General features: G+C 69.0%; 14 protein-coding genes and 1 pseudogene. 12 read left to right on the top strand and 3 right to left on the bottom strand.

Annotated features, from left to right (window positions below):
• Positions 1–994: 994 nt before the first annotated feature.
• The gene (locus ABZT06_RS03305; protein ID WP_355733999.1) at positions 995–3,787 is read right to left on the bottom strand and encodes a DNRLRE domain-containing protein; all 2,793 of its coding nucleotides are present in this window, start codon (positions 3,785–3,787) and stop codon (positions 995–997) included.
• A 447-nt stretch (positions 3,788–4,234) separates the two neighbouring features.
• Between ABZT06_RS03305 and ABZT06_RS03300 the strand changes: the two genes are divergently transcribed.
• The 6 genes from ABZT06_RS03300 (at position 4,235) to ABZT06_RS03275 (ending at position 13,187) form a co-directional block, all read left to right on the top strand.
• Complete coding sequence (locus tag ABZT06_RS03300; RefSeq protein WP_355734105.1) at positions 4,235–5,233, top strand: LacI family DNA-binding transcriptional regulator; 999 nt, start codon at positions 4,235–4,237, stop codon at positions 5,231–5,233.
• A gap of 107 nt (positions 5,234–5,340) precedes the next feature.
• Positions 5,341–8,307, top strand: a complete 2,967-nt coding sequence (locus ABZT06_RS03295; protein WP_355733996.1) for a glycoside hydrolase family 2 TIM barrel-domain containing protein — start codon at positions 5,341–5,343, stop codon at positions 8,305–8,307.
• 66 nt (positions 8,308–8,373) lie between these two features.
• Positions 8,374–9,684 carry a sugar ABC transporter substrate-binding protein gene (locus ABZT06_RS03290; protein ID WP_355733994.1) on the top strand — a complete coding sequence of 437 codons (1,311 nt, stop codon included), beginning with the start codon at positions 8,374–8,376 and terminating at the stop codon, positions 9,682–9,684.
• Positions 9,685–9,784: 100 nt separating this feature from the next.
• Positions 9,785–10,765 (top strand): sugar ABC transporter permease, encoded by a 981-nt coding sequence (locus ABZT06_RS03285; RefSeq protein WP_355733992.1) that lies wholly within the window; start codon positions 9,785–9,787, stop codon positions 10,763–10,765.
• The gene (locus ABZT06_RS03280) at positions 10,762–11,640 is read left to right on the top strand and encodes a carbohydrate ABC transporter permease (RefSeq protein WP_355733989.1); all 879 of its coding nucleotides are present in this window, start codon (positions 10,762–10,764) and stop codon (positions 11,638–11,640) included. The genes ABZT06_RS03285 and ABZT06_RS03280 overlap by 4 nt, the downstream gene beginning before the upstream one ends.
• A gap of 47 nt (positions 11,641–11,687) precedes the next feature.
• Positions 11,688–13,187, top strand: coding sequence for an alpha-N-arabinofuranosidase (locus ABZT06_RS03275; RefSeq protein ID WP_355733986.1), 1,500 nt, complete (start codon positions 11,688–11,690; stop codon positions 13,185–13,187).
• 351 nt (positions 13,188–13,538) lie between these two features.
• On the opposite strand, the gene ABZT06_RS03270 is transcribed toward ABZT06_RS03275, so the two are convergent.
• Positions 13,539–14,447, bottom strand: coding sequence for a LysR family transcriptional regulator (locus ABZT06_RS03270; protein WP_355733984.1), 909 nt, complete (start codon positions 14,445–14,447; stop codon positions 13,539–13,541).
• A gap of 132 nt (positions 14,448–14,579) precedes the next feature.
• Here ABZT06_RS03270 and ABZT06_RS03265 point away from each other — a divergent pair, with 132 nt between their 5' ends.
• The 6 genes and pseudogenes from ABZT06_RS03265 (at position 14,580) to ABZT06_RS03240 (ending at position 21,828) form a co-directional block, all read left to right on the top strand.
• Positions 14,580–15,698, top strand: a complete 1,119-nt coding sequence (locus ABZT06_RS03265; protein ID WP_355733981.1) for a PrpF domain-containing protein — start codon at positions 14,580–14,582, stop codon at positions 15,696–15,698.
• Positions 15,695–17,137 (top strand): C4-dicarboxylate transporter DctA, encoded by a 1,443-nt coding sequence (gene dctA / locus ABZT06_RS03260; protein WP_355733978.1) that lies wholly within the window; start codon positions 15,695–15,697, stop codon positions 17,135–17,137. The genes ABZT06_RS03265 and dctA overlap by 4 nt, the downstream gene beginning before the upstream one ends.
• A gap of 609 nt (positions 17,138–17,746) precedes the next feature.
• Positions 17,747–17,889: pseudogene (locus tag ABZT06_RS03255) on the top strand (ABC transporter ATP-binding protein); the annotation flags it as partial.
• A 308-nt stretch (positions 17,890–18,197) separates the two neighbouring features.
• Complete coding sequence (locus ABZT06_RS03250) at positions 18,198–19,544, top strand: NAD(P)-binding domain-containing protein (protein ID WP_355733976.1); 1,347 nt, start codon at positions 18,198–18,200, stop codon at positions 19,542–19,544.
• Positions 19,541–20,419, top strand: a complete 879-nt coding sequence (locus ABZT06_RS03245; RefSeq protein WP_355733974.1) for an SDR family oxidoreductase — start codon at positions 19,541–19,543, stop codon at positions 20,417–20,419. The genes ABZT06_RS03250 and ABZT06_RS03245 overlap by 4 nt, the downstream gene beginning before the upstream one ends.
• Positions 20,416–21,828 carry an aldehyde dehydrogenase family protein gene (locus ABZT06_RS03240; protein ID WP_355733971.1) on the top strand — a complete coding sequence of 471 codons (1,413 nt, stop codon included), beginning with the start codon at positions 20,416–20,418 and terminating at the stop codon, positions 21,826–21,828. Before ABZT06_RS03245 ends, ABZT06_RS03240 begins: the two co-directional genes overlap by 4 nt.
• 8 nt (positions 21,829–21,836) lie before the next feature.
• Here the strand turns inward: ABZT06_RS03240 and ABZT06_RS03235 are convergent, their stop codons facing one another.
• Positions 21,837–22,910, bottom strand: a complete 1,074-nt coding sequence (locus tag ABZT06_RS03235; protein ID WP_355733968.1) for an AraC family transcriptional regulator ligand-binding domain-containing protein — start codon at positions 22,908–22,910, stop codon at positions 21,837–21,839.
• Positions 22,911–22,962: the final 52 nt, after the last annotated feature.

The following is a 22,962-nucleotide window of genomic DNA, read 5'->3' as shown; positions in this document are numbered from 1 at the left end:
TCAGGGCCCTACCAGCCGCGCGGAACGCGATGCTCCTCAGTCGGCTGCAACGCCGACGCGAAGAGCGGCACCAGGAACACCATCGCGACACAGCCACCCGCCTTCACCCGGCCTCCTTCACTCTGCGACCCAGCCGTCACGATGCAGCAGGGGCGACGAGCCGCGCTGCGGCCAACTCGGACTCGGGGGAACAGCATGCGATACACCAACGGAATGCGCGGTTCGGCGATGGCGGTCGTCGCGGCCTCGGCGGCGCCGACGGCGGCAGGATGTCAGCCTGGTGAGTACGGTACGGACACCGCAGACGGCGGCGTCACCCCGTCCGGGGCCGTCAAGTCAGCGGCAGGCGGCTCGGCGGCGACCTGTTCTGCGGGGACTCTCAAGGCCACCGTCCGTCAGGCCTCGGTACGGCCGGCGGGTACCGGTACCGCGGCAGTCATCGTCAGCTGCACGTGCCGCTCGCCGTCAAGCCGACCGGAGCCGCGACGCCAGTGAGGGTGACCCCCGGCGGCAAGGCCTGGGTGAAGCTCACATTCACGCAGGTGTAGGGAGAGGGCGACGGGTACTGCGTGTCTGGTTCAACGCCGGTGATCCATCCCACGACGGTCGTCCGGCTACCGGGTTCCGGAGCCCACCAGGTCGCCCTGGACGACGCACGATTCACCGAGTGCGACGACACCGTGACCGTCACCGCCGTATCGAGGGTCCAGCCTTACTGATCTGGATCCAGGTATGCAGGACGAACAGAATGCCGCACAGGGCCTGCCTGTCCGGTACCCGCGGCCTGTCCTTCAACCTGCTTCGGCGGTGGCTCCGGCGCCAACGGCGCAATGAGCGACCACAGTTCGTCCGACACGATGCACGGCTGCGGCTGACGCTTCCCCATGCCCTCCCCCAACGGGCGATCAAGGCCACCGTCACCTGATCAATTCGCTCTCGTCAGACACAGCAGGGCCGGCCCGCCCCACGGGGGGCGGGCCGGCCTCGAAGGGGTCTACGGGGTCACGGTCACCCCCGGCGCCATTTCGGCGGTCCCGTTGGTGAGCTTCCCGGAGCCGATGGCGCCTTCGGAGCTGACGAAGCGCAGCTCGTGGTTGGTGCCACCCGCGTTGCCGACGGCGAGCAGGAGCGTGGACTGACCTGCCGTGTAGGCGTTCTGGACGAAGGAGGTGATGTCGACGGTGATGTCGCGGCCGTCGACGGGGTTGGTCTGATGGTTCCCGCCGCCCTCGGCGACGACGGTCGAACCGAGGTTGAAGGTGGCCGACTTCGCGACAGACGAGGTCGTGGCGGTGAAGCTCGGCCGGTTCTGCCAGGTCGTCGTGGAGACCGGGCAGGACGTACCGCCGCCGGTGCAGGTGGTGTCGTTGACGGGTTGCACGAGGAGTTGGTCGGTGTCAGTCGACGGGACCGTCGCATAGCGGTGGCCGACGTAGGTGAGATGGAGCGTCGCCTGGCTCGGTGCCCTGGTGAGGCTGCTGAGGGGGAACTGGATGTAGGAGAGCTTGCCGTCTCCCGAGCCCGTGGTGTACTGCTCGCCCATCAGGCCGACCCCGGTGTTGCGGGTGATGAGGGTCAGGTCCGAAGAGTTGTTCTTGGTCTGGTCACCGGTCCACGCACCCACATAGGTGTCGCCGTTGGTGAGGGCGCCGGGCTTGACGTTCTGGGTCTGGCCGTTCGCGTCCGTGTAGGTGCTGGTCAGCGTGCCGATCCCGCTCGGTGCCAGCGGGAACTGGCTGGAGTATTCGACGGGCTGGTTCGCGACGCTGAGGTTGTTCAGCGTCACGTTCGTGGTGCCGTTCAACGGGCTGCTGGTCTCCTGCTGCGAGAACCACACGTTGTCGAGTTGGAAGGTGCTGATCGGGGTCTTGGTGTACGTGTACGTGGTGCCCGAACCGTCGGGGTTGGCGGCGAACCCGTAGGTCGCCTGGTCGTCGGCGGTGATGGTCTGGGTGGATCCGTTGCCGCCGTTGAGCCTGATCGGTCCCGACTGGTACCGGGAGGTGTCGAACGAGCTGTTCTTGATCACGATGCTCGAGATGCGCGGGTACGGCTTGGGGCTGTTCTGCGTGAAGATGCCGCCGGCCCCCTGCGAGATGGAGTTGAAGTTGTCGAACGTGTAGTTGTTGAGTTTGTATCCCCACGAACTCCAGCCGATGCGGATCGAGTTGCCGGCTCCGGAGGACCAGCTCAGGGTGTCGCTGACCGAGATGTTCTTCGAGTCCGCGTTGTCCCAGTGGTAGCTGTCGAACCCGAGCTCGTCGGCGACGGCGTCGTGGGCGCCCACCGCGTTGGCATAGCCCTGGATGTCGGGGGTGGCGGTGCCGAGCGCGAAGTTGCCCCACACGCCGGTGGCCGTCGGGTTGAATCCGTCGCTGGGGTTGTAATGGCCGGAGGCGAACGCGTCGTCGTTGCCGAGGGTGAAGACGCCGTTGGCGGTGATGTCCTGGCCGCTCGCGAAGTCCGTCCCGTCGATCCACGGCTGGGGGTACGGGGTGAGGCCCTTGATGTTGTTGAACGTCACCCTCTTGGCGGTGTGGGTCTCCCAGTTCCACTGCTTCGAGTCGCGCAGGTAGGTTTCGTTGAACGTGATGTCCGACGAGTGCATGACCATGACGCCGCCCTGGTGCACGCTGCGGTAGGCGTCGTGTGAGTCCATGCGGTAGTTCGCCACGCCGTTGCCGTCGATGATGCCGCGGCCGTCGATTTCGATGTTGCTCGAGTTGATGATCCCGGCCGCCGGCTCGAACGCCTCCATGTACCCCTGGATGCGGTTCTTCAGCAGGGCCCCGTCGTCGGTGTAGATCTTCAGCTTGCCGCCCTTGAGTTTGCTGCCGTCCACACCGTTGACCAGGAGACCGGACGACAAGTACGTGCCGTTCGGGAAGTAGAGCGTGTTGAGCGCCGTGGGGTTGGCCCTGATGGTGTCGATGGCGGCCTTCAGGGCGAACGTGACGTCGTCGGCGGCCATGACCCGCACATTCGGGTACCGCACATTGGTGCTGCTCGCGCTCACCAGGGTCCCGGCCGAGCTCTTCTGACCGGCGGGTATGGCGGTGCCGTCGACGGTCTTGCCGGCCATGGAGCTCGTCGTCGCCGCGGGAGCCTGCTGCGCCGTGCTGTTCGGGTGTGCCGCGAGGTACTTCGCCGCGAACTGCTGGAAGTTGAGGACACCGGTCTGCAGGTTGACGCCGGAACCGTCCGGTGCGCTCGTGGTGTCCGGACGCTGCGCCGGGTCTTCCAGAGGGTCGTTGATGACCGCCAGGTAGGGCTGTCCCGTCACGCTGGTCGAGTCGCCGTTGACCATCACGATCGCCTGGTTCAACCCGGCATCGGCTGACATCTGGAACGTCAGGGTGTGCTTGTCCGCGCTCACCGAGATGCTGCTGGACGGGTAGTAGCGTTCCGGGTAGACGTGCACCGTGTCGATCGTGGTGCCGGGCAGCGTGACCGTGATCGTCGGTGTCCGGGAGTCCGACGCGAAGCGCGCGATGTCGAAGTTGTTGCGGTTCGCGGTGTACCGCACGGCCTGGACGGGCGTGCCGGCGACTTGCACCTGGTACTTGGTGGACGCCAGGTCCGGGGACGTCGTCGTACCGCCTCCCACACCCGTCGGCGCGTACGTGTGGACGGTGGTGGCTGCTTGTGCGGGGACGGCGCCGGCGAGCATGAGGCTCGCCACCGCGATGGTGGCGCTCGCGGCGGCCGCGATGATGCGCTTCACACGCGGTCTGCGGCGCGCCGGGGCGGGGGTCGGGGCGGCGTCGTCGCCGGCCGGTCGGATCATGCCTGTCTCTCCTCAGGACGAGACCTTTGCAGGTCGGTTCAGGCGCTCCCCGCCCGCTGGGGACGGTGTGGAGCATGCGCGAAGCCGGGGCCGGATGCGGCCGTCGGCGCTGTCGTGACCGAGAGGACCACTACGGCGCCTCAAGAGCGGTGGCGCCGAGTGACACGGGGCGCCTTGTCGCGCGCTGGATCGTGACGGTTCACCACGTTGACCGATCCAAGTGATCGGCGTGTCCGGGATGTTAATGTCGCATTTCTGGAACCGTCAACGCTTCCGTCGCACTTTCGCAGCTGAACCTGTTGCGACCTGCCCCTGCCTTCACTGGGCTCACGTAACCGCTGGATCAACAACATTTCGACGAAGCCTTGCCTTGACGCGACAGGCGACCTACGCTGACGCCACTTTCGTGGATCGATACATGTTTTGGGGGGAGCACTCGTGGTGACGATGGCGGAGGTGGCCGCTCGGGCGGGAGTCGCCAAGCAGACCGTCTCCAACGTGGTGTCCGGCAAGAAGGTACGGCCGGAGACCCTGGCGAAGGTGAACGCGGCGATAGCGGAACTCGGGTACAAACCGAACCTGGTGGCACGCTCCCTGAGAACCGGCAGCACCGCGACCGTGGGCCTGTTCGTGCCGCGAGTGGCCAACGCGTTCTATTCGGAAGTGGTCGAGGAGGTGGAGAACGTGCTGGTCGGCCACGGGTACAACCTGCTGCTCGCCACGACTCGGGACGACCCCGACTACACCCGGGCCCACCTGGAGAACCTCGCCGCGCGTTCGGTGGACGCACTGCTGGTCGCCGGGGACAACGCCGTCGAACAGCAGTTGCCGATGCTCATCGAAGCCGCCTTCCCGGTCGCGCTGTGCGCCTGGGAGGGAGACGCGCCCGCCACACTGCCCGTGGTGTCCATCGACTACGAGCACGCCGGGTTCCTGGCCGGACGCTACCTGCGGGATCTCGGCCACCGGAACGTCGCGGTGATCGCCGATCTCCCCGCGCACTCGCCGCGCGTACGCGGGTTGCGCCGAGCGTTCGCCGACGACGGTCTGACCATCGACGACCGCCAGGTGTTCGCCTGCACCAGAGACGACGCGGCCGGCGGATTCGCCGCGAGCTCCGCGGCGCTGGGGGCAGACCCGGACGTCACAGCGATCTTCGCCACGCACGACGTCCTGGCCGTCGGCGCCATCGAGGCGGTCGTCAGGTCAGGGCGGCGGGTCCCCCACGACGTCAGCGTCGTCGGCTTCGACGACATCGCCCAGGTCGGACAGATCAAGCCGGCACTGACCACGGTCACCTTCCCGAAGCGGGAGATGGCTCAACAGGCGGTCGAGCTGCTGCTGCGTGCCGTCGACTCCGGCCGGCCGCCGACCAACGTACTGACACTGCTGCGCTCGACCCTGACCGTCCGGGACAGCAGCGCCCCACCACCGGCGCGCGGATAGCAATCGCTCCGCCGGACCTGCACGCCACCCCCTGCGAGGCAACGACCGATCCAGCCTCACCCGCCGGCCGTCACCGTTACGAGTTCCGAAAGAAAGCACCTCCACTGATGACAGACCTCGACCCCGACGCTTACGTAGAAGACCGGTCGCCGGGAACCGGACGGCTTCGGCCACGCGCCGCGTTCACCACCGATCTGCCCACGATCGCTCTCGACGGCGACTGGAGATTCCGGCTGGCGTCAGGGCTGGACGACCTCACCGTGGACTTCGCCGCGCCGGACTTCGACGACGACGCCTGGGACCTGCTCGCCGTACCGTCCTGCTGGCAGATGACCGGCCTGCCCGGCGAGCCGCGCTACGGCACGCCCGCCTACACCAACATCCTCTACCCGTTCCCGGTCGACCCGCCGCGGGTCCCCCGGGAGAACCCGACCGGCGAGTACCGCCGCGCGTTCGACGTACCGGACGAATTCCCGGCATCGACTGCGGTGCTCCGGTTCGAGGGCGTCGACTCCGCGTTCGCGGTGTGGCTCAACGGGATCCGGCTCGGCGACGGCAAGGGCAGCCGGCTGACCACCGAGTTCGACGTCTCCGCCGCTCTGCGGCCCGGCCGCAACGTACTCGCGGTGCGCGTGCACCAGTGGTCGTCCGGCAGCTACCTGGAGGATCAGGACATGTGGTGGCTGTCCGGGATCTTCCGGTCGGTGTCCGTGGCCGTTCGCGGCGTCGAGGACTTCTTCGTCCACGCCGCCTACGACCACACGACGGGGCAGGGCACCCTGGCCGTCGACGTCACCGCCCCGGTCCGGGTGTCGCTTTCGGTGCCCGAGCTCGGCATATCCGCCGCCGATCCGGCCGGCCCGCACGTGATCGACGGCGTCGAGCCCTGGTCGGACGAGCAGCCGCGCCTGTACGCGGGGGAACTGGTCTCCGAAGCCGGGGAGCGGATACCGCTGCGCATCGGCTTCCGCACCGTGGCCGTCGTGGACGGCGTCCTGACCGCGAACGGCAGGCCGATCTCCCTGCGGGGCGTCAACCGCCACGAATGGCATCCGCTGACGGGGCGGACCCTGACCGAGGACACCATGCTGACCGACGTGCTGCTCATGAAGCAGCACAACATCAACGCGGTGCGCACCGCCCACTACCCGCCCGACCACCGTTTCCTGGACCTGTGCGACGAGCACGGCCTGTGGGTGTTCTGCGAGGGCGACCTGGAGACACACGGCTTCGAACCCGGCGGCTGGCGGCGCAACCCCAGCGACGACCCCGCCTGGCGCGAGGCCTACCTGGACCGGGCCGCACGGCTGGTGGAACGCGACAAGAACCACCCCTGCGTCATCGTCTGGTCGCTGGGGAACGAGTCCGGCACCGGAGCCAACCTGGCCGCCGCGGCCGCGTGGATCCGACAGCGCGACGACAGCCGCCTGATCCACTACGAGGGCGACTGGGCGAGCTGCGCGTACGTCGACCTGTACTCCCGCATGTACATCGGTGTGGACGAGCTGTCCGCCGTGGGACGCGGCCAGGAGCCACCGACGGCTGATCCGGCCGACGACGCACACCGCCGCGCCCTGCCGGCCGTGCTGTGCGAGTACGGACACGCCATGGGCACGGGCCCCGGCGGACTGTCCGAGTACCAGCAGGTCATCGAGGCGCACCCACGCTTGGCGGGTGGTTTCATCTGGGAGTGGATCGACCACGGGATCCCCCGGCTCACCGGGCAGGACGACCCCCACTCGTTCTACGCCTACGGCGGTGACTTCGGCGAAGAGGTACACGACGGCAACTTCGTCGCCGACGGACTGCTCTTCCCCGACCGCACGCCGTCCCCGGGCCTGGTCGAGTACAAGAAGGTCGTCGAACCGGTCCGGATCCGCATCCACCCGGCGACTCGGCGGATCGACGTGCACAACCTGCACCACGTCCGCGACAGCGGCTACCTGGAATTCCGGTGGACCGTCGAGGACGGCGGCGAGCCGACGGGCTCCGGCGGCCTCACCGTGCCAGCGACCGCTCCGGGTACGACGACCACCGTCTCATGGCCCGCCGACGTCACCGCCGCGCTCGACGCGGCGCGCAAGAACGACTCCGGCCACGAGGTGTGGCTGACCGTGACCGCGGTGCTCGCCGCCGACGAGACCTGGGCCGAGGCCGGCCACGAGATCGCCTGGGCCCAGGGGCTGATCGTGGCACCGGCCGCCTCGCCCGTCCCGTTCACTCCGGCGCCGGCGATCGCCCACGACGGGTACATCGCACTGGGTCCCGCGCGGTTCGACGCCCGCACCGGAACGCTGACACGGCTCGGCGACCTGGAGCTCGACGGCCCGCGACTGGACATCTGGCGGGCCCCGATCGACAACGACCTGCTCAACGCCTTCGGCGAGCCGCAGGCCGACGCCTGGTTCGCCGCCGGACTGCACCGGATGCGCCACGACGTCCTGAGTGTCGAGCCCGACGTGTCGGGACTCACGGTCATCGCCCGCCTCGCCGCCGCGGGGTCCTCGTCCGGCCTCGGCGTGGTCTACCACTGGACGGCCTCTGACACACCGCATGCGGACCAGGCCCGGCTCCGGCTGGAAGCCGTCGTCACCCCCGACGGCCCGTGGCCGATGCCGCTGCCCCGACTGGGTGTCGCGATGTCGCTGCCCGGCACCGACGCCGACGTCGAGTGGTACGGTCCCGGTCCCGGTGAGGCGTACCGCGACCTCCGCGCCGCGGCTCGCGTCGGCCGCCACCGGTCGACCGTCTCGGCGCTGCAGATCCCGCAGGTCCGCCCGCAGGAGAACGGCAACCGCCACCAAGTCCGCCACGCCAGGATCACCACCCCGGACGGCACCCTGCTCATCACCGGCGACCCGGTCATCGACCTGACCGTTCGTCCCTGGAGCACCGACGCCCTGGCCGCCGCGACCCACCAGCACGACCTGGTCCGCGACGGCAGTCTCCATCTGCACCTCGACCACCTACACCACGGTCTGGGCAGCGCTGCCTGCGGACCGGGCCCGTCGGCACCGGACGTCCTGGCCGCGGTCACCACCGCGTTCGGCGTGGAGTTCGGCACCTGCCGGTAGGCGGGCCTAGCCCGCCCACCCACCGGCCATCCAGCAAGTCCGCCTCTGTCACAGAAGGTTCCTCACATGAACAGCACCACCATACGCACCCGCAGACTCCTGACGATCACCACCGCGGCGCTCCTCGTGGCCGGCCTCGGCGCGTGCAGCAGCACCAAGAGCACCTCCGGCAACACGGAGAAGAGCCAGGCCGGGCCGGTGAAGATGGAGTTCTGGGGCTGGGCCGGCTACGAGAAGATCGTCGACCAGTGGAACGCCTCCCACCCGAACGCCAAGGTCACCTTCAAGAAGATCCCGTCGGGCGGCACGGGCGGCTACACCCAGATCAGCAACGCGATCACCGCCGGCGAGGGCCCGTGTCTGGCCCAGATCGAGTACCAGGCCATCCCGTCCATGCTCGTGAAGGACACGGTCATGGACATCACGAAGTACGCGAGCGCCGACATGGCCAAGTACGCCCCGTCGGCGGTCTCCGCCTCCAGCGTCGGCGGCAAGATCTACGGCGTCCCGGTGGACGTCGGCCCGATGGTCCTCTTCTACCGCCAGGATCTGTTCGCCAAGTACGGCATCACCAAGCCGCCGGCCACCTGGGCCGAGTACAAGGCCGACGCCGAGAAGGTCGCCGCCGCCGATCCGAGCGTGAAGTTCGGCAACGCGCCCAGCGAGGGCAACGATCTGGCGGCCTACACCCTGCAGACCGGTCAGTCCTGGTACTCGGTCAAGGGAGACAGCTGGACCGTCAGCATCGACAACCCCGGCACCCGCAAGGTCGCCGAATTCTGGCAGGACTTGAAGGACAAGGGCCTGGTGCAGAAGTCCGGCAACGCCTGGGACCCGAAGTTCGACAAGGCCGCCACCGCCGGCAAGGTGCTGACGTTCGTCAACGCGTCCTGGGCCGCCGGCGGCCTGAAGTCGGACCTGAAGGGCCTGTCCGGCAAGTGGCGGGTCGCCCCGATGCCGACCTGGGCGGCCGGCGACGGCAAGAGCTCCAGCAACGGCGGCTCGGCCACCTCGGTCATGAGCGGGTGCAAGACGCCCGGCGAAGCCGTGAAGTTCGCCGATTTCATGTCCAGTGACCCGCAGGCCGTGAAGACGGGCATCGAAAGCGGGCTGTACCCGGCGTCGAAGGCCGGTCAGGAAGACCCGTCGCTCACGGGGGGTGACCCGTACTTCGGCGGCCAGAAGGTCGGTGACGTGTTCAAGGCCTCCGCCGCACAGGTGCCCAGCACCTGGACCAACGGCCCGACCTATCAGCAGGTCCAGACGGACCTCACCGGCGCCATGGGCAAGGGCACCCTGCCGGACGCGGTCGCCGAGGTCCAGGCCTCGACGGTCGCCGCGATCAAGAAGCTCGGCCTGTCGGTGACCAACGGCTGAGGCAGCGGAACTTCAACCGCCCCGATGAGTTCCCGCGGCCGCCGGTACCCGGCGCCGCGGGGACCCGCTCCCTGACGACGAACCGCCCAGCGAGGTCTCCATGAGCAGTCCCAGCAGCACCCGGACCGCGTCACCGCCGCGGCCGGCGCCCGCGGCCACCCGCCGCACCTCCGCCACCCGTCGGCCGCGCCGCAGCAGCCGCCGCAGCGCGTTGACCGCGTCCGGTTTCCTGGCACCGTTCGCGGTGCTCTTCCTGACCATGATGGTCGCGCCGATCGGGTACGCGATCTACCAGAGCTTCTTCAGGGTCCACCGCGCCGGGCTGTTCGGCGGTAAGCAGTCCACGGAGTTCGCGGGACTGTCCAACTACGTCGACGCCTTCAGCGACCACGACTTCACCGCGTCGATCGTCCGGGTCGTGCTGCTGGGCTGCGTCCAGGTCCCGGTCATGCTCGGCCTGGCCCTCCTGCTCGCGCTTCTGCTGGACTCCCGCTCGGCCCGGCTGCGGAAGACCTACCGGCTCACGTTCTTTCTGCCCTACGCGCTGCCTGGTGCGATCGCCGCGTTGATGTGGTCCTTCCTCCTGGCGAAAGACCTCTCGCCGTTCACCGGACCGCTGGCCCACCTCGGGATCGACGTCGACTTCCTGTCGCCGTCGTGGGTCCCGTTCTCGATCGGGAACATGATCACGTGGGGCTGGACCGGCTACAACATGCTGATCATCTACTCCGCGCTGCAGACGATCCCGGCGGAGGTGATGGAGGCCGCCGCGCTCGACGGCTGCTCCGGATGGCGCCTGGCGTGGGCGGTGAAGATCCCGCTGGTGCGTCCCGCGCTGGTGTTGACCACCATCTTCTCCATCATCGGGACGGCGCAGCTGTACACGGAGCCGGCGGTGCTGGTCAGCGCGCGCATCCCGGGCGTCGACCCGAAGTTCTCCCCGATCATGAACGCGACCCTGGGCATGGACGTGGGCGGCCAGAACCTGGCCGCGGCCCAGTCCGTGGTGCTCGCGGTGATCACCCTCGTGCTCTCCTTCGGCTTTCTCAAGTACAACCAGCGCAAGGGAGCGATGGCATGAGCGTGATCTCGGCCGACCGCCCGACCCGACCGGCCCGCCGCGGCACGGACATGGCGAGCAAGGTCGTCGTCAACGGCATGCTGGGCCTGATGGCCCTGTACACGCTGATCCCGCTGTGGTGGCTGTTCGTCTCCTCGACCAAGGCCTCGGGCTACCTCTACACCGGTACGCCGCTGTGGTTCTCCCACTTCGACCTGGTCACCAACATCAGGGACGTGTTCAGCTTCGAGGGCGGCATCTACCCCACCTGGCTCGCCAACAGCGCGCTGTACAGCTTCGTCGGCGCCACCGTCGGCACCCTGCTGTCCGCGATGGGCGGCTACGCGCTGTCCAAGTTCAGCTTCCGCGGCCGGGAAAGCGTGTTCAACGTCATCCTCGCCTCGGTTCTCATCCCGGCGCCGATGTTCGCCCTGCCGTTGTTCCTGCTCATGGCCAAGCTGGACATCACCAACTCCTACTGGTCGGTGCTGCTGCCCAGCTGTGTCAGCCCGTTCGGCGTCTACCTGTGCCGGATCTTCGCCGCGGCGTCCGTCCCCGACGAACTCCTTGAGGCCGCACGGCTCGACGGAGCAGGCGAACAGCGCACCTTCTTCCGGATCGCCCTGCCGCTGATGTCCCCGGCACTGGTGACCGTCTTCCTGTTCCAGTTCGTCGGCATCTGGAACAACTACCTGCTGCCCTCGCTCATGCTCAACACCCCCTCACTGCAGCCCGTCACGGTGGGCCTGGTGCAGTGGCGCGCGGAGTTCGCCGGCGGGGTGCCGCCGTTGCTGCCGATCACCGGTGCGTTCCTGTCGCTGATCCCCCTGCTCGTCGCCTTCATCAGCCTCCAGCGGTTCTGGCGCAAGGGCCTGACCGCAGGCGCCGTCAAGTAGCACGTCCGCTGCCCACCCCCGTCCCCGCACTGCAAAGGACTACCGCATTGCCCCGCGCCCACATCGAACTCGACAGGCGGGCCGTCATCGCCCCCGTCCGGCGCCGCACCTTCGGCTCGTTCGTCGAACACCTCGGCCGCTGCGTGTACACCGGGCTCTACGAGCCGGAACACCCGAGCGCGAACGACGACGGGTTCCGTATGGACGTCGTCGCGCTCGTCAGGGAGCTCGGCAGCACGACCATCCGCTACCCGGGCGGCAACTTCGTCTCCGGGTTCCGCTGGGAGGACTCGGTCGGCCCGCGCGACAAGCGCCCGGTGCGCCGCGACCTCGCCTGGCACTCGCTGGAGTCGAACCAGGTCGGCCTGGACGAGTTCGCCCGCTGGCTCAAGCTCACCGACTCCGAACTGATGCTCGCGGTGAACCTCGGCACGCGGGGCATCCAGCCCGCCCTGGACCTGCTCGAGTACGCCAACCACCCCTCCGGTACGGCGCTGTCGGACCTGCGTGTCGCCAACGGCAGCCCGGAGCCGCACAACGTGCGCATGTGGTGCCTCGGCAACGAGATGGACGGCCCCTGGCAGACCGGCTTCCTGGCGGCCGACGACTACGGCAAGCTCGCCGCCCGTACCGCCGGCGCGATGAAGATGGCCGACAAGGAGCTCGAACTCGTGGTCTGCGGCTCCTCCAACTCCGGGATGCCGACCTTCGGCGACTGGGAGCGCACGGTGCTCGAGCACACCTACGACCAGGTCGACTACGTCTCCTGCCACGCCTACTACCAGGAGCACGACGGCGACCTCGGCTCCTTCCTCGCCTCGGCGACCGACATGGACTACTTCATCGACACCGTCGTCGCGACCGCCGACCACGTGGGCTACAAGAAGCGCTCCAGCAAGAAGATCAACATCTCGTTCGACGAATGGAACGTCTGGTACCAGAAGGAGCACGCCGAGTCCGACGAGGTCAACGACGAGTGGCGGCACGCCCCCCGGCAGTTGGAGGACGTCTATTCGGTGGCGGACGCCGTCGTCGTCGGCAACCTGCTGATGACCCTCCTCAAGCACAGCGACCGCGTCACCTCCGCATCGCTCGCGCAACTCGTCAACGTGATCGCGCCGATCATGACCGAGCCCGGCGGCCCCGCCTGGCGGCAGACCACCTTCCACCCGTTCTCGATCACGAGCCGGCTCGCCTCCGGCGAGGTGATCCGGCCCCTGATCCAGGCACCGGTGTACGACACCGCACGCCACGGTGAGACATCCGTCATCGACGCTGTCGCCACCGCCGACGAGGACCGGGCTGCGGTCTTCCTCGTCAACCGTGACCTGCACGAGCCCGCGCAGGTCACGATCGACGTCCGGAGCCTCGGCTCCACGCACCTCACGGAGGCGGTCACGCTCGCCGACGCCGACGTGTACGCCAAGAACACGCTCACGGAGCAGAACCGCGTGACCCCGGCCCCGAACACAACCGCGAAGCTCGCCGACGGTGTGCTCACCGTCGAACTGCCGCCGGTGTCGTGGACCGCCATCGCGCTCGGCTGAGTACCCCGACCACATGCTCGCCCGACCGTATCCGCCCTCGCGCCACGGAACACCGGTTCGCATCCACCGGCGGATCCCGTCGGTCAGTCTCCCCTGACCCGCGCAACGGGCAACAACGGTTCCAGCACCGCCCGTTGGTGGTCCGCGAGATCCCCACGCTCCACACCGCCATCACCACGGCATGAGACATGGCCACCGGCCCAGTTCCAGAACACTGCCTGGGTCTTCGCGTGAGATCGGTTGACGGCCTGCCAACCTGCGAAAAGCGGTGATTCCGGTCACGGCAGAGCGTTGATGATGTCCTGAACAGCTCCGGGCAAGGCCTGTGATGCCCGCACATCCATGACGAGTTCATCGCCCCCCGGCGGCCGTCGCGCTGTCGCGCAGGAAGCCCGCGAAGGCTTCGGCGGCCGGGGTCAGAGCGTGGTCGCTCATGCGTACGAGGAGAATGCGGCGCACCGGGGCGGGGGGCAGGAGGGGCAGCACACTGACGCCGCCTCGGATGCCCTCCAGGGCCAGGGTGGGGGCGAGGGCGACGCCGATGCCGGCGGCGACCATGGCCTGGGCCTCCTGGTAGTCGTGGGCCTCGTAGGCGATCTGCGGCTCGAAGCCGGCCGCGTGACAGCTGCGGGCGAGCGCCTCGGCCACCGGATGGTGGTCGGCACGGGTGATCCAGGGGTCGTCGGCGAAGTCGGCCAGGGCGGCCGAGGAGCGGCCGGCGAGAGGATGCTCCTTGCCGACGAGGAGTGCCGGAGGGTCGTCGACGAGCGAGGTGACGACGATGTCCTCGCGGTCGATGCGGTTCCAGTCGTAGTCCCACATCAAGGACATCTCGACCTCCCGGTTCTCCAACATCGCCCACAACCCCGCGATACGGGCACTGCGCACCGTCAGCCGCACGTCGGGGTGCGTCCGGCGGAAGGCGATCACGGCCCGCGGGAGGAGCGAGGCGCCGACGGTGGGAAAGGTGCCGACCCGGAGCGTGCCCGCTCGCAGTCCCGCGAAGTCGGCGAGTTCGTTCTCCGCGGCCGTCAGTTCGCGCTTGATCCGCTCTCCCCGCCCGGCCAGAGCGCGTCCCGCGTCGGTGAGCGTGACGCCCCGGGCATGACGTTCCAGCAATGGTTGCCCCGCCTCCGATTCCAGGCGGCTGACCTGCTGCGACACCGCTGACGGCGTGTAGTTGAGGGCGCGCGCGGTAGCGGTGACCGATCCTCGGCGAGCGACCTCGGTGAAGAGCAGAATGCGTCGAACGTCGAGCAACTCGCCACCTCCAGCTTTCACTCCAGCTTAATACCCATGCAGATTTCCGAGATTGTACTTCACACTGTCCGCGCCCACTCTGGATCGCACCACGCACGGAAGTGCCGTCGGGGTTTCCATGAGGAGTCTGTTGTGTTGCGTCTGCAGGGCGAGATGATCCGCGGAGGTACCAGCAAGTGCTGGATCTTCGACCACCACGACGTGGTGGCGACCGGCGTGGACGCCGACACCCTGCTGCTCGCCGCCTACAACGCCGCCGACCCCCGTCAGATCGACGGCGTCGGCGGAGCCTCCTCCACCACCTCCAAGGCGGCCATCGTCCGGACCTCCACGAGGCCGGACGTCGATGTCGAGTACGCCTTCGCCCAGGTCGGTATCGGCGACGAGCGGGTGGAGTGGACCAGCAACTGCGGAAACTGCGCCACAGCCGTCGCCCTGTACGCCATCCACAACGGTCTGGTCCCGCTCACGCCGGACTCGACCACGGTACGCATGCGCAACGTCAACACCGGAGCCCGGCTCAGCGGCACCATCCCCACCCCCGGAAGCGCCGCCCCGGACTCGGGGACGGCCCAGGTGCCGGGCACTGCCGCGCTCGGCGTGCCGGTGCTCCTCGGCTTCCAGGACCCGGCGGGTACCTCGACCGGCAAAGTCCTGCCAACCGGCAACGCCTTGGACACCCTGACCGGACCGAGCGGCACCGTCGAGGCGTCCCTGGTCGACGCCGGCGCCCCAGCGGCCCTGTTCGAGGCCAAGGCGTTCGGACTCGACGGCACCGAGTCACTCGCCGACTTCGCCACGGCGGTGCCCGCCCTCACCGTGCTGCGACGACAGGCCGCCCTGGCCATGGGACTGGTCAAGGAGACCGACCCCGTCAGCCACGCCGTCCCGAAGGTCGGGGTGGTCGCCCGTCCTGTCGCCTACCGCACCACCGATGGCACACTCGTCGGACAGGACGAGTACGACCTGGCCGTGCGCATGGTGTCCATGCACGCGCCCCACCCGGCGATCGGTCTCACCTCGGCCGTCGCCCTGGCCACCGCCGCCGCCACCCCCGGCACCCTCGCCCATCGCGTCGCCCGGCAGACCGCCGACGGGACCCTGCGCCTGGGCACCCCGGCCGGTGTCATCACCGCCCGAGCCGTCCCCGCGGCGGAGGGCTCCTCTCCCACGGTGCTGCTGCACCGTGCCGCCCGCCGCATCGCCCGAGCCGAACTCCTCGTTCCCGTCCTGGAAGGACGCCCCGCATGAGCCGCAAAGACGCCGCCCCGGGTTGTGTCGACGCCCCACCCAGCCGCCTGCGCCGACTGCTGTCCCTGCTCTACGTCCAGTGCCTCGTCGGCGTCCTGGCCGGAGCCGTGGTCGGCTGGCTGTGGCCTTCTCTCGGAGCCGATCTCAAACCCCTGGGCGACGGGTTCATCGCGCTGGTCCGCATGATGATCGCGCCCGTCATCTTCTGCACCGTCGTCCACGGCATCGCCTCCATGGGCAACGCGCGCGCCGTCGGCCGGGTCAGTCTCAAGGCGCTGATCTACTTCGAGGTCCTCACGACCGTCGCCATGGTGATCGGCCTGGTCGTGGTGAACGTCATCCAGCCCGGCAGCGGACTGCACGTCGACCCCTCGACGCTGTCGACCAAGGGACTGCCGCCGGAGGCGACCGCGGGGCATGAGAGCATCGCCGATTTCGTCCTCTCGATGATTCCGGACACCATGCTCAGCGCGCTGACCGGCCACGAGATCCTGCCGGTCCTGCTGGTCTCAGTGCTGTTCGGCTTCGGCCTGAACGCCGCCGGCGAAGCGGGTGCGGGAATCACCCAGGGCATCGAGAAGCTGTCCAAGGTCCTGTTCACACTCATCCGCTGGATCATGCGGCTGGCACCGATCGGCGCCTTCGGCTCCATGGCCTTCACCATCGGCAACTATGGTCTCGACACCCTGCGTCACCTCTTCCTGCTGGTCGGCTCCTTCTGGCTCACCGCCCTGTTCTTCGTCCTGGTGGTCCTCGGCGCCGTCATGCGCTTGAACGGACTGCGCCTGCTGCCTTTCCTGCGCTACATCAAAGAGGAGCTGCTGATCGTCCTGGGCACCTCGTCCTCCGAGCCGGTGCTGCCACGCATGATGGCGAAGCTGGAGCACGCGGGCGCCTCAAAGCCGGTCGTCGGGATCACGCTGCCCGCCGGATACTCCTTCAACCTCGACGGCACCGCCATCTACCTGACCATGGGCTCGGTCTTCCTCGCCCAGGCCCTCGGCATCGACCTCACCCTCACCCAGCAGCTCTCCATGCTCGCCGTCATGCTGCTCACCTCCAAGGGCGCCGCCGGCGTCACCGGCTCCGGCTTCATCGCCCTGGCCGCCACCCTCAGCGCCGTACCGCACGTCCCCGTCGCCGCGCTGGCCCTCATCTTCGGAATCGACCGCTTCATGTCCGAGGCCCGTGCCCTGACCAGCGTGGTCGGCAACGGCGTCGCCACTCTCGCCGTGGCCAAGTGGGAGGGACAGCTCGACGAGGAACGCGCCAAGGCCGTCCTCCGCGGCGACCTCCCGTTCACCACTGTGCTCGAGGGTGACCACACCCCCGAGCCGCAGGTGGAGACGACGTCCGGTGCCAAGCCGGTGGAGGGCGAGGAGGCCGCCCCGAGCGCGGCGATCGGGAGCGACCGTGAGCCGGTGCCCGCCGCCGGCTGACCCACGCCCCACGGCCGGTCCGGAGCACGCGCTCCGGACCGGCCCCTTCCCGTGTCCAGGCACTGAACCGTTCCGGGTTTGATCCAACGCACGTGCTTCGCAGCAACACTCCACGGTTCCCGTGGACGGCCCTCAGCACCACGCTGACCTGCGAGCTCACCGGCATCACAGAGGCATCGGTTTCGGCCGGACCGAACCCCACCAGTATCCCGGACCGGCATCAGGCCCCGTCAGAGAGGACAGAAGCACCCCCGGCGCGCCACGGGATTTGCCACGCCCCTGACGCGCACCGAAGGTGCGCTGAATCGCTGACCTGCGGAAACGTCCCTTCTGAGGTGCCGGAACCTCAACTCGGGCTCAACGGATTGAATCCGCAGCTCATGAGTTCAGGGCCCCTGCGTCGGCGATGGTTCGACACTGCGCTGACCTGCGTGAATGCGGCAGACCGTGGTGTGGTCGAGTCGCACCAACGGCCTCCGTGAGGGAGCCGGACGCGAATTGAGGACGCTGTGAGCACGCAGGTATTGCGAAAGGTGGCCGCGCGGCCCTCTCCACCAGGCTGCGGCCGGTCGGAGTGAGGAGTCCCCCGGTGGACCCTGGGCATGCCCGCTGGAGAGCGTCACTCTTCCTATGTCCATGGCCGGACGAAAGCCCGACCTGGCGTGGCTGGACCGGGTGGTGGCGACCGTCCGTCTGGCCGACCGCCTCGGCCACCGACCCTCCCAGTCTCGGGCGGCCGGCAGCAGCGGGTGGTCTGCGCCCTGAGCGCGGCTCGGTGTCCAGTTCGCCGGCCCGCTCTGCAGCGAGGCACTGCTGCCGTCACCGGCCGCACCACTCGAAGACGCCCGCCCTGGGCGCATCGGGAACTGCCGCTCGACGAGGACCAGTAGCCCGCGGCCACCAGGACGTCCGCGACGGCCGGCAACGTCAGCAGCAGCCTGGCCGGCCTGTGCGGCCGCTATGGTCCGGTCCGTGGCCGCCGGGGTCAGTTTCTGCGGAACGGCGGGTGCATACGTTTTCTCCAACACCCGTGAAGCGGGATGAACGAGGAGGCGGGCCCGTGAAGGAAAACCAGTTCGACACGTGCGTGATCGGGGCGGGGCCTGCTGGGCTGGCGGTCGCCAGGGCCCTGGCGGAGCGGAATCTGCCGTACACCCACCTTGAGCGGCACACCGGGACCGGCGGCATCTGGGACATCGACAATCCCGGCAGCCCGATGTACGAGTCGGCCCACTTCATTTCCAGCAGGACACTCTCGGGCTTCGGCGGCTTTCCGATGCCCGACCACTTCGCGGACTACCCGCCCCACCGGCAGATCCTGTCGTACCTGCGATCCTTCGCCGACGCCTACGGGCTGAGCGAGCGCATCGAGTTCGGCGTCGAGGTCGAGAACGTCGAGAAGAACGCGGACGGAACGTGGACGGTCACCCGGGCCGACGGGCAGAAAAGCGTGCACGGCCAGGTCGTCGTGTGCACGGGCTCGCAGTGGCACCCCAACATCCCCGAACTGCCGGGTGAGTTCAGCGGGGAGGTCCGGCACACCGCCGGCTATCGCAGCTCCGAGGAACTGCGCGGCAAGCGGGTCCTGGTCGTGGGTGCGGGGAACTCCGGCTGCGACATCGCATGCGACGCGGCCCGAAGCGCGGACCACGCGGTGATCAGCATGCGGCGCGGATACTGGTTCATCCCCAAGCACCTGTTCGGCCGGCCGGTGGACACCCTCGCCAGCAGTGGGCCGCACCTGCCGATGTGGCTGGCGCAGCGCGTCTTCGGCGCCCTCCTGCGCATCCTCAACGGCGACCCGACGAGGCTGGGACTGCCGAAGCCGGACCACAAGCTGTTCGAGACCCACCCGGCTATCAACTCGATGCTGATCCACCACCTCCAGCACGGTGACATCTCCGCCAAGCCCGGGATCGCCCGCGCCGAGGGCCGGACCGTGCACTTCACCGACGGCACGAGCGACGACTTCGATCTCGTCCTTCTGGCCACGGGCTATGTCCACAAAGTGCCGGTCGCGCAGCGGTACTTCGGTGACGAGCAGCACCCGGACCTGTACCTGTCGTCGTTCTCGCGCGAGCACGAGGGCTTGTTCGGCATCGGCTTCGTCGAGACCAACTCCGGTGCGTACCAGCTCTTCGACTCCCAGGCGCAACTGATCGCCGGGTACGTCCATGACGCGCGGCACCGGTTGCCGAACGCGGAGCGTTTCGCCCACATGATCCGCTCAGACCGCCCGGATCTGTCCGGTGGGCTGCGGTTCGTCGACTCGCCCCGCCACACCGGCTACGTCGACAGCGGGGCCTTCGTGAAGTACCTGGGCAAGGTCGCGGGAGACATGGGCTGGCGTACCGAGGGCCAGCCGCCCCCGGCACGGTCCCTGCGACGCGCGGAGGCTGCGGCATGAGCGGGTTCGACTTCACCGACAAGGTCATGCTGGTGACCGGCGGCGCGGGCGGCATCGGGAGTGCTCTGTGCCGTCGCTTCGCCTCCGGCGGCGCCCGCTGCGTCGTCGTCGACATCGACGAGGCCCGGGCCGAGAAGGTCGCCGCCGGACTTCCAGGCGCCGGGCACACCGGAATCGGATGCGACCTCATGGACCGCGCCCAGGTGGAGCACCTCTTCGAACGGGTCTCCGATGCCCACGGTCGCCTCGACGTTCTCGTCAACAACGTCGGTATGACCAGCGCGGAACGCTTCGACGTCCGCAGCGTCGAGAGCATCGAGCGGGAGATCACCCTCAACCTGACCTCACCCTTGGTGGCGACCCGGGTCGCCATTCCTCTCCTGATGGCTTCACGGGACGCCCGGGTGGTCACCACGGTCTCCCTCGGCGGGATCTTCCCGCTGGGCGAGACTCCGATCTACACGGCCTCCAAGTTCGGGCTCCGTGGCGCGATGCTCGCCATCGGGCTCGACCTCAGGAGCAAGGGCATTCTGGCCGGGTCGGTGCTCCCGTCGGCGACCGACACCCGGATGCTGCGCCAGGAGGCCGTGGACGGCGGGAACTCCATGCAGTTCCAGGACCGGCCCCAGCAGCCCGCCGACGTCGTCGCGGCCGTGGTGAGCCTGCTGGACAAGCCCCGACTGGAGGCCTACCCCCGGCCCGGCGAGTCCCGTCTGGTGCGGTTCGCGATGCTCATGCCGAACCTGCTGCCCCGGGTCTTCCCGCTGTTCCGCAAGCGCGGTGACCGCGGCATGGCCCGCTATCTGGAGGATCTCCGCCGACGCGGGCTGGCCCGCCAGACCGACGGACGCTGGGAGCTGGTGGAGGAAGCATGACCACGAACGAGATGCTGCGGCTCGTCAACCCCGCCACCGGTGAGCCGATCACCTCCCTGCCCGCCGCGAGCGCCGACGACGTCGCCAAGGCCGCCGAGCAGGCCCGGCAGGTCCACGACGCCGGGGTGTGGTCGCGGCGGCCGGTCCGGGAGCGCGCCGCGGTGCTGCTGCGACTGGCCGACCTGATGGCACGCGACGCCGAGATCCTCGCCCGGCTGGACAGCGAGGACGCGGGCAAGCCGATCACGGAGTGCCGTACGGGCGACGTACCGGGCGCGATCGAGTCGATCCGCTGGTTCGCCGAGGCGGCCGACAAGGTTTTCGGCCGCATCACGCCGAGCGGGCCCGACGGTCTCGGTCTCATGAGCCGCGAGCCGGTCGGGGTCGGCGCAGCGATCCTGCCGTGGAACTACCCGCTGGCCATGACCGCCTGGAAGGTCGGGCCGGCCCTGGCCGCAGGCAACTGTCTGCTGGTCAAGCCCGCCGAGGCGACCCCGCGCTCCGCCCTGCACCTGACCGCGCTCGCAGCCGAGGCAGGCCTGCCCGACGGGGTGCTCACGGTGTTGCCCGGGTACGGTTCCGAAGCCGGGGCGGCCCTCGCCCGTGATTCCCTCGTGGGGGCGCTGTCGTTCACCGGCTCCGCCGCGACCGGCCGCCGTATTCTCAAGGACGCGGCCGACAGCAACTTCAAGCGCGTCTCACTGGAGATGGGCGGCAAGAGTCCCCAGGTACTGATGCCCGATGCGCTCGCCTTCGGGGACGAGCTGATCGACAACATGATCGAGGCCGCGTTCCTGACCATGGGGCAGAACTGCACGGCCGGCTCCCGGGTTCTGGTTCACCGCAGTATCGCCGAGGAGGTCCTGGAGCGGTTCACGGCCGCGGCGAGAGAGCTCGTCATCGGCGATCCGGCCGACCCGCGCACGCAGATCGGGCCGCTCATCGACCACGCCGCCTTCGACCGGGTCGCGGGAGCCGTGGAGGCCGCCCGGGAGGGGGGAGCTCAGATCCACACCGGGGGGCTGCCCCATGGACTGCCCCCGCGCGGCGCCTACTACCCGCCCACCGTGATCACCCGGGCCCCCGCCGGCAGTGACGTCCTCACCAGGGAACTGTTCGGTCCCGTCGTCACCGTCCAGACCTTCACCACGGAGGACGAGGCGGTCCGTATGGCCAATGCCACCGAGTACGGGCTCGCCGCGTCCGTATGGACCCGCGACCTCGACAGCGCGTTCCGGCTGGCACGTGGCATCGAGGCCGGTGTGATCTCCGTGAACGCCTACAGCGAGGGCGACATCACCACCCCCTTCGGCGGTTGGAAGCAGTCCGGATTCGGGGGCGTGGAGAAGTCCACCAACGCCTTCGAGCAGTGGACCCGGGAGAAGACGGTCTGGATCCGCACCCGCTGACCCCGGTCTCAGAGGCGAGCCGTACGCATCCGCTCCCGCAGCTGGACCGGGGAAGCGCCGTGCCAGCGGCGTACCGCGCGGCGCAGCGCCCGTTCGTCGGAGAACCCCGCCCGGCGGGAGATGTCGCGCAGTGTCAGTTCCGGGCGGAGCAACAGCTGCTCGACGCGTTCCCGGCGCACCCCCTCGACGAGTGCCTCGTACGTCGTGCCGCACTCGGCCAGCCGACGGCGCAGCGTTCGCTCACTGATCGCATGCAGCCGCGCCTGCTCACTGAACGAAGGCACCACCGGCAGGCCCTGCGCGACGGAGATCTCCAGCACCTCCAGCAGATCCTGCTGGTCACGGCGGGAAGCCAGCTGCGCGTCGAGCATCTCCAGCGTCGACGCGTAGCTCACGGGATCCCGGCCGGGCATCCGGGCACGCGCCCACGCGGAGTCGATGACCATGCGGTTGGCGGCGGCCCCGAAGCGGACCGGACAGCCGAACAAGGCGTCGTACAGGTCCCGTTGGCGCGGGGGCGGAAACGAGAACTCCACCGCCCTCGGCGCGAAGAGCGGACCGACGGACAGCCGGGACAGCGTGACCACGGAGGCGAACGCCTCCTCGGTCAGGAAGCAGGCCACGGCCGGGTCCATGGCGGGATCGGGAAGGTCGGCGCGCAGCACGAAGGCGTCGTCCTCCTCACTCACAGCAGCCGACCACACCACCATCGCCCCGGACAGGTTCTGGTACTTCACTCCGGTCTCGATGGCGTGGTGGAGCGTGTCGTCGGCCATCAGGGCGAAACCGAGCAGGCCCCACGCGGTCAGGTGCTGCGCCGCGCCGACCTTCAACCCGAGGTGCTCGTCCCCTGTCAGGTCCAGCGCACGACGGATCACCGCGCTGCCCTGCCGGTACGACACCCGCAGCGCGGCGGAGCGCATGACCGTCTCGTCCAGTCCCATCCGCTTCAGCAGGGGTCGCAGATCGACGCCGCGCTCGTCGGCGACCACGACCAGGTAGCGCAGGATGTTCGGCTGGATCGTCGCCGATGTGCTGCGGCTGGTCCCGGGCAGATCTGCCGGGCCGGGGGCAGGAGCCATCGCACTCACCTTCTCCTCGGCGACCACCGTAGGCAGCCGACGTCACCGGTCG

This window comes from Streptomyces sp. NPDC005483 (genome assembly GCF_040606035.1).
GTDB lineage: Bacteria > Actinomycetota > Actinomycetes > Streptomycetales > Streptomycetaceae > Streptomyces.
The sequence above is the reverse complement of the archived record's forward strand: the minus strand, read 5'-3'. Positions and strand labels throughout refer to the sequence as shown.

Bases quoted from the DNA above. Each gene is read 5' to 3' on its own strand.
- ABZT06_RS03305 (WP_355733999.1), bottom strand. From the start codon at position 3,787: ATGATCCGACCGGCCGGCGACGACGCCGCCCCGACCCCCGCCCCGGCG.
- ABZT06_RS03300 (WP_355734105.1), top strand. From the start codon at position 4,235: ATGGCGGAGGTGGCCGCTCGGGCGGGAGTCGCCAAGCAGACCGTCTCC.
- ABZT06_RS03295 (WP_355733996.1), top strand. From the start codon at position 5,341: ATGACAGACCTCGACCCCGACGCTTACGTAGAAGACCGGTCGCCGGGA.
- ABZT06_RS03290 (WP_355733994.1), top strand. From the start codon at position 8,374: ATGAACAGCACCACCATACGCACCCGCAGACTCCTGACGATCACCACC.
- ABZT06_RS03285 (WP_355733992.1), top strand. From the start codon at position 9,785: ATGAGCAGTCCCAGCAGCACCCGGACCGCGTCACCGCCGCGGCCGGCG.
- ABZT06_RS03280 (WP_355733989.1), top strand. From the start codon at position 10,762: ATGAGCGTGATCTCGGCCGACCGCCCGACCCGACCGGCCCGCCGCGGC.
- dctA (WP_355733978.1), top strand. From the start codon at position 15,695: ATGAGCCGCAAAGACGCCGCCCCGGGTTGTGTCGACGCCCCACCCAGC.
- ABZT06_RS03245 (WP_355733974.1), top strand. From the start codon at position 19,541: ATGAGCGGGTTCGACTTCACCGACAAGGTCATGCTGGTGACCGGCGGC.
- ABZT06_RS03240 (WP_355733971.1), top strand. From the start codon at position 20,416: ATGACCACGAACGAGATGCTGCGGCTCGTCAACCCCGCCACCGGTGAG.
- ABZT06_RS03235 (WP_355733968.1), bottom strand. From the start codon at position 22,910: ATGGCTCCTGCCCCCGGCCCGGCAGATCTGCCCGGGACCAGCCGCAGC.